We start from the raw sequence: 12,894 nt of genomic DNA, 5'->3' as shown, positions 1-12,894 counted from the left end.
AACAGGCTCTTTCGTTAGCTTTAGCAATCCTTAGCTTTTCGACTTTGAAAAAGTCCGTAATTTGGCACAGGACGTGCCGAGCCGAGCGGCCATCAGAACGATGGCATCGCGAGGGTAGGACTTTTTCAAACAAAGAAAAGCTTAGAATTGCTTAGTAAAATGAACGAATGCCTAAAAATCCTCCATAGGGCTAATCAATATATATCTTTTTCCAAAGCCTGAGCTACTATTTATAGCATAAAGTAGCTTTTAATATTTTTATAAATTATAAACATCATAATCCCCTCTATTTTCCATAACCTCAATAACAGCCCTTAGGGTGTCAAGCGAAGTTAATACTCTAATGTTTCTCTCTATTGCTCTTCTTCTTATTTTAAATCCATATCTTTCTAAATCATTACCCTTTGTCGGTGTATTTATAACTAAATTTATATTTTCTCTATCTATAAAGTTAAGTATGTCATCGTCCTTTACCAATCTTACCTCTATTCCTCCACTATTTAATGCCCTATAAGTTCCATCTGTTGCATAGATTTCACACCCTAATTTTTTCAATCTCTTGGCTAAATTGATAAATTCATATTTATCATAATCATTTACTGATGCAAATATATTTTTAATTTTTCTTATATCTAAACCTACACCTAAAAATCCCTTGTAAAGGGCTTCGTTTAAGCTTCTTCCCACACCTAAAACCTCTCCTGTGGATTTCATTTGAGGTCCTAATGCAATTTCAGCATTCTTAAGTTTTTCGGTTGAGAAAACAGGAACCTTTACTGCAACAATTTCTGCTTCTTTATATATATTCACTCCATATCCTATATCCTTTAATTTTTCCCCAAGCATTACTCTTGTTGCAACTTCAACAATCGGAACTTTTGTAACCTTGCTTATAAAAGGAACTGTTCTTGATGCCCTCGGATTTACCTCTATAACATATAGCTCATCTTGATGCTCTATAAACTGTATATTTAGCATTCCTTTAATGCCTATTGCCTTTGAAATCTTTTTTGTATATTCTAAAACCTTCTCCTTTATTTTTTGTGAAACACCCTGCGTTGGATATATTGTTATACTATCTCCTGAATGGACACCTGCACTTTCTAAATGTTCCATTATCCCCGGAATTAACACATCTTCACCATCTGAAATTGCATCAACCTCAATCTCTCTTCCACAAATATATTTATCAATAAGTACAGGGTTTTTATTATCCCTTTCAAAGGCAGACATTAAATAGAATTTAAGTTCATCTTCACTCCTTGTTATCTCCATACCCTGTCCACCAAGCACATAGGATGGCCTAACTAAAAGAGGAAAACCTATTTCTTTTGAAGCCTTTATTCCTTCCTCTACTGACCACACTGCCCTTCCCTTTGGCCTTTTTATATTTAGCCCTTCAAGAAGTTCATCAAACCTTTCCCTGTCCTCTGCTAAATCTATCTGCTCCGATGAAGTTCCAAGTATTGTTATTCCCCTTTTATCTAAATATTTAGCAAGCTTAATAGCAGTCTGTCCTCCAAATTGAAGTATTACTCCATAGGGTTTCTCCTTTTCTATAACATTTAAAACATCTTCTTCTGTTAAAGGCTCAAAATACAATTTATCCGAGATATTAAAATCAGTGCTTACTGTTTCAGGGTTGTTATTTATTATTATAGTTTCAAAACCAAGCCTTTTTAATGCAAGTACACAGTGAACTGAGGAGTAGTCAAACTCTATACCCTGACCTATTCTAATTGGGCCTGAGCCTATTACTACAACTTTTTTATTATTTGTAACTATCACTTCATCAAAGTCCTCATAGGTTGAATAGTAATATGGAGTTTCTGCTTCAAATTCACCTGCACAGGTATCCACCATCTTGTAAGCTGGATTTATGTTCCATTCTCTTCTTAAATTCTTTATCTTTTCTACATCTTCATTTAAAAATTCGGCAATTGCTCTATCAGAAAAACCAATCTTTTTATATTCAATTAATACCTCTCTATTTATATCCCTTAAACTTAACTTCTTTAATTTTTCTTCTTTATCAACTATATTCTTAATCTTATATATGAAAAACTTATCTATCTTTGTTATGTTTGAAATTTCTGTAGCATCTATGCCCCTTCTTAAAAGTTCTGCTATTATAAATAGACCTTCATCAGTAGGCTCCTTTATACTTTGTTTTAATTCATCTATATCTATATTTCTGTATTTTTTAAATTCCAATGAATATGCACCTATCTCAAGGGAACGGACTCCCTTTAAAAGTGCCTCCTCAAAGTTTCTTCCTATTGCCATAACTTCTCCAGTTGCCATCATCTTTGTTCCAAGGGTGTTATCTGCTTGAACAAACTTATCAAAGGGCCATTTTGGTATCTTTACAACTACATAATCTAAACTTGGCTCAAAACAGGCATAGGTTTTATTTGTTATTTCATTTTTTATCTCATCAAGGTTATATCCAAGGGCAATCTTTGTTGCAACCTTTGCAATAGGATAGCCTGTTGCCTTTGAAGCAAGGGCAGATGAACGCGACACCCTTGGATTTATTTCAATTACTGCATACTGAAAGGAATCAGGATTTAGTGCAAACTGAACGTTACATCCTCCCTCAATTCCAACTGCATTTATTATATCAATAGCTGCAGTTCTTAACATCTGATATTCTCTGTCTGATAATGTTTGGCTTGGTGCAACGACTATGCTGTCTCCAGTGTGCACTCCAACAGGGTCTATATTTTCCATATTGCAAACTGTTATACAATTTCCCTGACTGTCGCGTATAACCTCATACTCTATTTCCTTCCATCCCTTTACACTCTTTTCAATCAATACTTGCCCTATTGAACTTAGCTTTAATCCTGTATCTAAAATTTTCTCTAACTCCTCTTCATTTTCTGCAATTCCACCACCTGTCCCCCCTAATGTATAGGCAGGTCTTACTATTACAGGGTAGCCAATTTTCTTTGCAAACTTTAAACCATCCTCAAGAGTTGTAACAATTTCACTATCAATTATTGGTTGATTTATTTTTTTCATAAGTTCTCTAAACAATTCCCTATCTTCTCCACGCTTTATTGCCTCAATCTTTGTACCTATAACGTTAACATTGTATTTTTGAAGTATGCCCTTCTCATAAAGTTCAACAGCTAAATTAAGGCCTGTCTGTCCACCCATTCCTGCAAGAAGTGAATCTGGCCTCTCCTTTTCTATTATCCTCTCTAAAACCTCTGCTGTTAACGGTTCTATGTATACCTTATCTGCCACCTCTTTATCCGTCATAATTGTAGCTGGATTTGAATTTACTAATACAACCTCAATTCCTTCCTCCTTTATTGCCATACAGGCTTGAGTTCCTGAATAATCAAACTCTGCTGCTTGTCCTATAACTATTGGCCCTGAACCTATAACAAGTACCTTTTTTATATCTCTATTAAGTGGCATAGTATCCCTCCTATAGTGCTAATTTTAAAAATTCATCAAATATGTAGTCGTTGTCTTTTGGACCAGGACAAGCTTCTGGATGAAATTGAACTGAATAAATTGGAAGTTTTTTGTGTCTCATTCCTTCGATTGTACCATCATTTAAGCTAATATGTGTTACCTCCGTATCTTCTGGAACAAGATCAACATAATATCCGTGGTTTTGAGATGTTATATATATTTTGTTCTTCACTAAATCCTTTACAGGATGGTTACAGCCTCTATGTCCATATTTAAGTTTTTTAGTTCTTCCCCCAAGACTTAGGGCTATTAACTGGTGCCCTAAGCATATGCCTACAATTGGTTTTTTATTTATTAATTCTTTTATATTTTGAATAACATCTTGCAGCTCCTCTGGGTCTCCTGGCCCGTTTGATAAAAATACCAAATCAGGGTTTACCTCTAAAATTTCCTTATATGATGCTGTAGCTGGAAATACGGTTAATCTGCATCCTCTTTTTATAAAGCTTCTTATTATATTCTGTTTTACTCCAAAATCATATACCGCAACGTGCTTACCTTTCCCTTCTATTTGATATTTTTGCTTTGTAGTTACCTTAAACACTGCATCCTTATTTGAAAAGTTTTGCATCATTTCCATTGCTCTATCAAAATTACAGTCTGCAGGTACTATAACACCCCTCATTGTACCTACATCTCTTAGTATTTTAGTTAAGGCTCTTGTATCAATCCCCTCTAATCCTACTATTTTATTTATTTTAAAATATTCATCTAAGCTCACTTCACACCTAAAATTGCTTGGAAATTTGCATTTTTCTTTTACAATAAATCCCTTAACTTTAATTTTTTCAGATTCTATATCCTCAAAGTTTATACCGTAATTTCCTATGAGAGGATATGTCATAACGACTATTTGTCCATAATATGAAGGATCAGTTAAAACCTCCTGATACCCTGTCATACCCGTATTAAATACTACTTCACCAACTGTTTCTTGCAGGTCTCCGAATGCATTACCAATGAACTCTATTCCATTTTCAAGTATTAGCTTTGCCTTCATATTTTCCCTCCTTTAAACCCTTTATAGGCTAAATTAAATCATTTAAATTAGGATAATTTTTAATGCACTATATTACCTAAGAATTAAAAAGGACACTCAAGAGATTATAAACACTAATCCCTTAAGTGTCCATTATGTTTCATAAAAATATGTTGGCAAAGCAATAGTTTTAATTAAATTACAAAAAATTGTCATATTTATCATACTCCTTTCTGGCCTCACGGGACCAATTTAAAGTGTATTTTTTAAAATTTTAATCTAATATAAACACGGTGTCAATTCAAAAAGAATTATTTTTTATTTTAAAATTTTTCTGAATATTGTTTTTCTAAAATTAAAAAAGAAATAATATTTATATATTGAGAATTTACATCTACAAAAGAAGGAAAAATAAAGTACGTGTCGAATTTTATTAAATTGAATGTTAATTTAGAAGGGGGAATCTTTATGACTAAAAAGAAATCACTTGCTGCGTTTACTTTGGTGGTTTTTATGCTTATCAATCTATTTTACTTTTTCCCGTCAAAGCAAACGTTTGCTCAAGGCAAAACAAAACTAATCATTCACTATGCAAAGGACCCAAATACCAATAAGGACTGGAACCTTTGGATTTGGCCTGCAGGAAAAGATGGTAAAAAATATGAGTTTACTAAAAAGGATGACTTTGGTCCCTATGCAGTTATAGAATTTGATGAAAGCTATGATAAGGTTGGGTTTATAGTAAGAACTGATGATTGGGAAAAGGATGTTGCAGAGGACAGATTTGTTGATAAATTTAAGGATGGTGTGGCTGAAATATGGCTACTTCCAGGTGATGCTGAAATTTATTATTCAAAGCCAGATAAGAAAAATTCTACACCTGTAAAGCTTAAAGAACAAACAAAGGTTACTGTTCATTATTATAGATATGATGGAAAATACGATGGATGGAACCTTTGGATTTGGCCTTTTGGTAAACAGGGAAAAGGATACAATTTTACAGGCAAGGATAGCTTTGGAGTTGTTGGTACATTTGTTATTGATGATACCTTAGGCATAGATAAACTTGGAATCATAACAAGAAGAAGTGAACCTAACAATGACTGGGCTGAAAAGGAATTTGGTGATAGATTTATAACTAAGTTTAAAGAAGATGGTTCTGCTGAAATATGGTTAATGCAAGGAGATGAAAGGGTTCACTACTCTATGGATACACTTGATTTAACACAAAAATTAGTTTCTGCTTCAATTGATGGCATTAGCACTATAAATATTGAGGTTAACTTCCCATTTGAAATTAATGATACCCTAAAGGACAAGATAACTATTAAGGATAACGAAAAAACATTTACAATTAGAGAGATAAAAGTTGACGAATCTACAAAGGTTGACAATAAAGCAAGAAGACTAAGTATAGTGCTTAATGAAAAATTAGCACTTGATAAAACAATTACAGTAGAATTTAAAGATTATGGAATAAAAACTGCAACCTTTGGTCAAATATTTAGTTCTAAGGAATTTGATGAACTTTACTTCTATTCAGGAAATGACCTTGGTGCAAACTACTCAAAGGAAAAAACAACCTTTAAGGTATGGGCACCAACTGCAAGTGAAGCAAAGCTTGTTATCTACTCAAAATGGGATGATAAACAGGGTAAGGAACTTGCAATGAAAAAGGAAGAAAAGGGCGTATGGTCATATACATTAGATGGTGACCAAAACGGAACAATTTATACCTATAAGGTAAAAATAGGCGATAGCTGGAACGAAGCTGTTGACCCTTATGCAAAGAGCGTTACAGTAAATGGCGATAAGGGAGTTGTTATTGATTTATCAAGAACTAACCCTGAAAAATGGAATCCAAAATCTAAGCCACAATTTAAAAATCCTGTAGATGCTATAATCTACGAGCTTCATATAAGGGATTTATCAGTTCATCCAGATAGCGGAATTAAAAACAAAGGAAAGTTCTTAGGTTTAACAGAAACAGGAACTAAAACAAAGAAGGGAACACCTACTGGACTTGATTATATTAAAAGTTTAGGGGTAACCCATATAGAAATATTGCCAATGTTTGATTTTGCATCAATTGATGAAACTTCAACAAAACCTCAATTTAACTGGGGATATGATCCTAAAAACTACAATGCACCAGAGGGAAGCTACTCAACTGACCCATATAACCCAATATCAAGAGTGTCTGAGCTTAAGACTATGGTTCAAACACTACACGACAATGGTTTAAGGGTAATTATGGATGTAGTTTACAACCATATGTACAGTGCTGAAGCTGCTAATTTTAACAAACTTGTACCAGGATACTTCTTTAGGACTGATGCATCAGGTAAACTCACAAATGGTTCTGGATGTGGAAATGATGTTGCTTCTGAAAGAAGTATGGCAAGAAAATTTATAGTTGAATCTGTTGTTTATTGGGCTAAGGAATATAACGTTGATGGATTTAGATTTGACCTAATGGGACTTTTAGATATTGAAACTATGAATACAATAAGAGCTGAACTTGATAAAATAGACCCATCTATATTAATAATAGGAGAAGGTTGGAACCTCTCAACAGCACTTGATGACAGCCTAAAGGCAAACCAAAAGAATGCTGCAAAGATGCCAAGAATTGCCCATTTTAATGACACTATAAGAGATGGAATAAAGGGAAGCGTATTTAACCACAACGAACCTGGATTTGTTAATGGAAGTCGTTCTTCACAATTTAAAGTTATGTCTGGTATTGTAGGCGGAATAGATTATTCAAGTGGAATAAGTACTTGGGGTAATATTGAACCTGTTCAGTCTGTTGTTTACTGTGAAGCCCACGACAACAATACCCTGTACGATAAACTAAAGTTTACTAATCCAAATGCATCTGAAGAAGAAATAAAAGCAATGCATAAGCTCGCTGGTGCTATTGTTCTAACATCACAGGGAATTCCTTTCCTACACGCAGGACAAGAGTTTATGAGAACAAAACAGGGAAATGACAACAGCTACAATGCAAGTGATGAAATAAACAGACTTGACTGGGATAGAAAAGACCAAAACATTGATGTAGTTGAATATTATAAAGGATTAATAGAGCTTAGAAAAAATCACCCTGCATTTAGAATGCCAACTGCTGAAATGATTAAAAAACATCTTGAATTTTTAGATACACCAACAAATGTTATCGCATATACTCTAAAGGACAATGCAAACGGAGATAAGTGGAAGAATATTGTAGTTGCCTTCAATGGAACTGAAAAAGAACAAAAGATTACTCTTCCAAGCCGTGGAAAATATTGTGTTGTTGTAAACGGACAAAAGGCAGGTGTTAAAACACTTGAAACTGTAAGCGGTGGAACTCTTACACTTCCACCAAAGACAGCATATGTTCTATATGAAAAGACAACAAATTATGCACTAATTTCAGCAGTAGTAATTCTTGTTGGAATGTTAGGCTTTGTTGGATACCATATGTACAGCAAATTAAATAAGAAGTGATTAATTTAGAGCCCTACTTTTGTAGGGCTCAGATTGTTGACAAACCCACTTGTTAGCTAAAGTATGAAAAAGCCCCATGAAAGGATTTCAAAATGGCATATTTCATGAGCTTTAGCAATTATTGCTTTTCGACTTTGAAAAAGTCCGTAATTCGGCACAGGACGTGCCGAGCCGAGCGGCCATCAGGACGATGGCATCGCGAGGGTAGGACTTTTTCAAACAAAGAAAAGCTTAGAATTGCTTAGCGAAATGAACGAATGCCCAAGAAATCCTTCATGGGGCTAATCAATATATAACTTTTTCAACAGCCTGAGTCCTACTTTTGTAGGGCTCGTCTATTCATCATAAAAATCTAAAAAGGAATATTCCTTATCTCCTTTTTTCCAGCCTAATATACAGTCCATATTTACATTTTTTGAAGCATTGAAAATAGATTTATCAACATCATTAAACTTCTTTTTTAATTCCTTTATAAGCTCTTTAATTTCGTATCTCTTATTTGCTATCTTTTCTGCAGCTACCATACAAGCACAGTTTATAGGCCATATACCATTTGCTTTAGTAAACTGTTCTATATGTCTCTCCTCTATATAATACATTGGACGAATTAACTCTATCCCCTCAAAATTTTCTGACTTTAGCTTTGGCATCATTGTTTTAAAATTACCAGAATACAAAACATTTAGCATAATAGTCTCTATAACATCATTAAAATGATGACCAAGTGCAAGCTTATTACAACCAAGTTCCTTCGCCTTTGAATATAGGGCACCTCTTCTCATCCTTGCACACATATAACAGGGATAATCCTTTGCTATTCTATCTGCAACTTCAAATATTCCAGATTCAAATATTTTTATTGGTATATTTAAATAGTTGCAGTTGTCAATAAGAAGTGCTCTTATGCTTTCGTGATACCCTGGATCCATTGCTATAAACTCAAGTTCAAAATTAATCTTACCGTGCCTTTTTAGCTCTTGAAACAGCTTTGCCATAAGCATACTGTCTTTTCCGCCTGATACGGCAACAGCAACCTTATCCCCATCTTCAACAAGTTTAAATTCATCTATTGCCTTAACAAATTTAGTCCAAAGTTTATTTCTATATGTTTTAATAATACTTCTTTCTATATCCTTTAAAGGTTTTCTTTCACTAAAGGGAACTAATATAGGACAACCAGTCCCCGCAAGCTTATTTTCGCTCATTCTTATCCTCCTTTTTTTAAAATATCGTATTTTATTATATTTCACATATAAGTATTTATTCAACAAGTATTTTTGTGTAGACTTTGTTATTTTTTTAACTTTTTTTTGTTTTAGGTATTGATTTTTTTATTGGACTGTATTACAATGTAATTGTGAATTAATTAACAATATAACAGTTTGATTGATTCATTTTTTATTCAATGCATTTGTTAATAATTTAACTATTTAGCATAATCAATCTTCTTCAACATTATCGACATTTCTATTGATGTTATTATTTTAACAAGTGAGGTGTTTTTTATGGCAGTAACAAACAGAGAGGAACTACTTCAAAAAATCTCTGAAATAAGAGAAGCTCAAAAGAAATTTGCAACTTATACACAAGAACAGGTTGACGAGATTTTCAGACAAGCAGCAATGGCTGCAAACAATGCAAGAATATATCTTGCAAAGATGGCTGTTGAAGAAACAGGAATGGGTATAGTAGAAGACAAGGTTATAAAGAACCACTTCGCATCAGAATACATCTACAACAAGTACAAAGACGAAAAAACTTGTGGCGTTATTGAAAAGGATGAAACTATGGGACTTACAAAGATAGCAGAACCAATAGGAGTTATTGCTGCTATAGTTCCAACAACAAACCCAACATCAACAGCAATATTCAAGGCACTACTTGCTTTAAAGACAAGAAACGGTATAATATTCTCTCCTCACCCACGTGCTAAAAAATCAACTATAGAAGCTGCACGAATAATACTCGATGCTGCTGTTAAGGCTGGTGCACCAAAGAATATAATAGGATGGATTGATGAGCCATCTGTGGAACTTTCACAACTTGTTATGGCAGAATCTGACTTAATTCTTGCAACTGGTGGGCCTGGAATGGTAAAGGCTGCATATTCTTCAGGAAAACCTGCAATAGGGGTTGGTGCTGGTAATACACCTGCTATAATCGATGAGTATGCACATATTAAGATGGCAGTAAACTCAATACTTCTTTCAAAGAGCTTCGACAACGGTGTTATATGTGCATCAGAACAATCTGTAATAGTACTTGATGAAGTATATGATGAAGTAAAAAATGAATTTATAGAAAGAGGAGCATATATCTTAAAGGGAGATGAGGTTGACAAGGTTAGAAAGATTCTTCTTGTTAACGGCTCAATAAACCCAAATATAGTTGGACAAAGCCCACAAAAGATAGGTGAAATGGCTGGTGTTAAGGTACCAGACAATGCAAGAATAATAATTGCTGAAGTTGAGTCAGTTGAAATAGATGAACCATTCTCCTATGAAAAGCTATCTCCAGTTCTTGCAATGTATAGAGCTCATTCCTTTGATGAAGCACTTGATAAGGCAGTGACACTTGTTAAGCACGGCGGATTTGGTCATACTTCAGTTCTATACACAGATACAATAAAATGCAAGGATAGAGTTGAAAAATTCAGTATGGCAATGAAGACAGGAAGAACAATAATAAATATGCCTTCTTCACAGGGTGCAATTGGAGATATTTATAACTTCAGACTTGCTCCATCTCTAACTTTAGGCTGCGGTTCTTGGGGTGGAAACTCTGTTTCTGAAAATGTAGGAGTTAAGCATCTTCTAAACATTAAGAACGTAGCTGAGAGGAGAGAAAATATGCTTTGGTTTAGAGTACCAGAAAAGATATACTTCAAATATGGTTGCCTTCCTGTAGCACTACAAGAGTTAAAGGATATGGGCAAGAAAAGAGCATTCATAGTAACTGATAAGGTACTGTTTGATTTAGGATATGCTGAAAAGGTTACTAACGTATTAGATAGTATAGGAATTGAAACAAGCGTATTCTTTGAGGTTGAACCAGATCCAACACTTGCTTGTGCTAAAAAGGGTGCTGATTTAATGAGAGCATTTAACCCAGACGTTATAATAGCACTTGGTGGTGGATCACCAATGGATGCTGCAAAGATTATGTGGGTTATGTATGAACATCCAGAGGTTAGATTTGAGGATCTTGCAATGAGATTTATGGATATAAGAAAGAGAGTTTACAGATTCCCAGAACTTGGACAAAAGGCTATGATGGTGGCAATTCCAACATCAGCTGGTACAGGTTCAGAAGTTACTCCTTTTGCAGTTATAACTGATGAAAAGACTGGAATTAAGTACCCTCTTGCTGATTATGAATTAACTCCTGATATGGCAATTGTTGATACTGAACTTATGATGAATATGCCAAAGGGATTAACAGCAGCTTCAGGTATAGATGCCCTAACTCACGCAATAGAGGCTTATGTTTCAGTTCTTGCATCAGAATATACAAATGGACTTGCACTTGAGGCAATAAGATTGATATTTAAGTATCTACCTCTTGCATATAGCGAAGGCCCAACTAACCAAAAGGCAAGAGAAAAGATGGCACACGCTTCAACTATGGCTGGTATGGCATTTGCAAATGCTTTCCTTGGTGTATGCCACTCAATGGCACATAAACTTGGTGCAATGCATCATATACCACACGGTATAGCAAATGCTCTACTAATAAATGAAGTAATCAGATTTAATGCGGTAGATAATCCAAGAAAGCAAGCTGCATTCCCACAATATAAGTATCCAAACGCTAAGTGGAGATATGCAAGAATTGCAGATTACCTTGGACTTGGTGGAAAGACTGAAGATGAAAAGGTAGAACTTCTAATTAAGGCTATAGATGAGCTTAAGGAAAAGCTAAATATACCAAAATCAATAAAGGAAGCTGGAGTTTCAGAAAAGAAATTCTATGCAACACTTGATGAAATGGCTGAACAAGCATTTGACGATCAATGTACAGGTGCAAACCCAAGATATCCATTAATAAGCGAAATTAAGGAAATGTATATAAATGCTTTTGAAGGCAGATAAAAGATAAATTCCATATAGTTTTCATTAGTTTACCCCTATCCTATATAGTTTATCCCCTTGCATTATTGATATATAATAAAGAGCTAACAGAATAAAAACTGTTAGCTCTTTATTTATGCCTTCTTGCAAAGTCAACAAATTTAAATTTATCTGGTCTATGCCTCGACTCTGTATACTGAAATAGAGTCATATCTTCTAAGTAAACATAGTTTTTTACAACAACAACAACGTCATATCCTTCTAAATCTAAATACTTTTTATCCTCATCAGTTGCATTCTTTACAACTATCTCCTTCTTAGCAAAGGATATCTTTAACCCTAACACATTTTCAATATACTCATAAATAGAATTTTGGCAGATTTCCTTTGTAAATCCATCAGCCACCCTCTTTAAAATAAAATCCTTGTCAAGTATTATTCTTTTATCCTTTATTTTTCTTGTCCTAACTATCCTCCAAACCTCATCTTGTTCACTTATTTGAAGCTGTTTTTGAAGATATTTATCAGGCTTTATAACTTCAAGTTCCTCAACTATTGTTTGGACAGAACCGCCCATTTTACTTGCAAGTTCTTTAAAACTTATAAGGCCTGAAACCTGAAAATCAAACTTATTAATATCAAGAACAAAGGAACCCTTACCCTTAATTTTTTGTATATATCCATTCTGTTCAAGATGCAGTAGGGCTTTTCTTACAGTATCCCTTGATACATCGTACATCTGCATCAGTTCGTTTTCTGAAGGAAGTTTGGCATTTGGTTCATATTCTACCTTTTCTATTTTTTCCACAATATCATTATATATTATTAGGTATTTACTATTTTCCATTCTCATCACCA

6 protein-coding genes are annotated in these 12,894 nt (G+C 34.2%); 2 read left to right on the top strand and 4 right to left on the bottom strand.

Annotated elements, in window-relative coordinates; genetic code table 11:
- Positions 1-258: 258 nt before the first annotated feature.
- On the bottom strand, positions 259-3,432 hold the full coding sequence (gene carB / locus A3M9_RS0104370; RefSeq protein ID WP_027308135.1) for a carbamoyl-phosphate synthase (glutamine-hydrolyzing) large subunit: 3,174 nt from the start codon (positions 3,430-3,432) through the stop codon (positions 259-261).
- Between the two features lie 10 nt (positions 3,433-3,442).
- Positions 3,443-4,492, bottom strand: coding sequence for a carbamoyl phosphate synthase small subunit (locus A3M9_RS0104365; protein WP_027308134.1), 1,050 nt, complete (start codon positions 4,490-4,492; stop codon positions 3,443-3,445).
- Positions 4,493-4,939: 447 nt separating this feature from the next.
- On the opposite strand from A3M9_RS0104365, the gene pulA reads away from it, so the two are divergent.
- Positions 4,940-7,966 carry a type I pullulanase gene (gene pulA / locus A3M9_RS13160; protein WP_156897868.1) on the top strand — a complete coding sequence of 1,009 codons (3,027 nt, stop codon included), beginning with the start codon at positions 4,940-4,942 and terminating at the stop codon, positions 7,964-7,966.
- Between the two features lie 335 nt (positions 7,967-8,301).
- Here pulA and A3M9_RS0104355 read toward each other — a convergent pair whose 3' ends face one another.
- Positions 8,302-9,171, bottom strand: coding sequence for a tRNA 2-thiocytidine biosynthesis TtcA family protein (locus A3M9_RS0104355; protein ID WP_027308133.1), 870 nt, complete (start codon positions 9,169-9,171; stop codon positions 8,302-8,304).
- A 300-nt stretch (positions 9,172-9,471) separates the two neighbouring features.
- On the opposite strand from A3M9_RS0104355, the gene adhE reads away from it, so the two are divergent.
- A complete protein-coding gene (gene adhE, locus A3M9_RS0104350) occupies positions 9,472-12,057 on the top strand; it encodes a bifunctional acetaldehyde-CoA/alcohol dehydrogenase (RefSeq protein ID WP_027308132.1) in 2,586 nt (861 codons plus the stop codon).
- 109 nt (positions 12,058-12,166) lie between these two features.
- On the opposite strand, the gene treR is transcribed toward adhE, so the two are convergent.
- Positions 12,167-12,883, bottom strand: coding sequence for a trehalose operon repressor (treR, locus tag A3M9_RS0104345; protein ID WP_027308131.1), 717 nt, complete (start codon positions 12,881-12,883; stop codon positions 12,167-12,169).
- Between the last annotated feature and the right edge of the window lie 11 nt (positions 12,884-12,894).

This window comes from Caloramator sp. ALD01, from assembly GCF_000472625.1.
GTDB lineage: Bacteria > Bacillota > Clostridia > Clostridiales > Caloramatoraceae > Thermobrachium > Thermobrachium proteoclasticum.
Note: the sequence above shows the minus strand (reverse complement) of the source record. Positions and strands in the feature narration are given on the sequence as shown.

Excerpts from the sequence above, each read along its gene's own strand:
- treR (WP_027308131.1), bottom strand. The coding sequence starts at position 12,883 with ATGGAAAATAGTAAATACCTAATAATATATAATGATATTGTGGAAAAA.
- A3M9_RS0104355 (WP_027308133.1), bottom strand. The coding sequence starts at position 9,171 with ATGAGCGAAAATAAGCTTGCGGGGACTGGTTGTCCTATATTAGTTCCC.
- A3M9_RS0104365 (WP_027308134.1), bottom strand. The coding sequence starts at position 4,492 with ATGAAGGCAAAGCTAATACTTGAAAATGGAATAGAGTTCATTGGTAAT.
- pulA (WP_156897868.1), top strand. The coding sequence starts at position 4,940 with ATGACTAAAAAGAAATCACTTGCTGCGTTTACTTTGGTGGTTTTTATG.
- adhE (WP_027308132.1), top strand. The coding sequence starts at position 9,472 with ATGGCAGTAACAAACAGAGAGGAACTACTTCAAAAAATCTCTGAAATA.
- carB (WP_027308135.1), bottom strand. The coding sequence starts at position 3,432 with ATGCCACTTAATAGAGATATAAAAAAGGTACTTGTTATAGGTTCAGGG.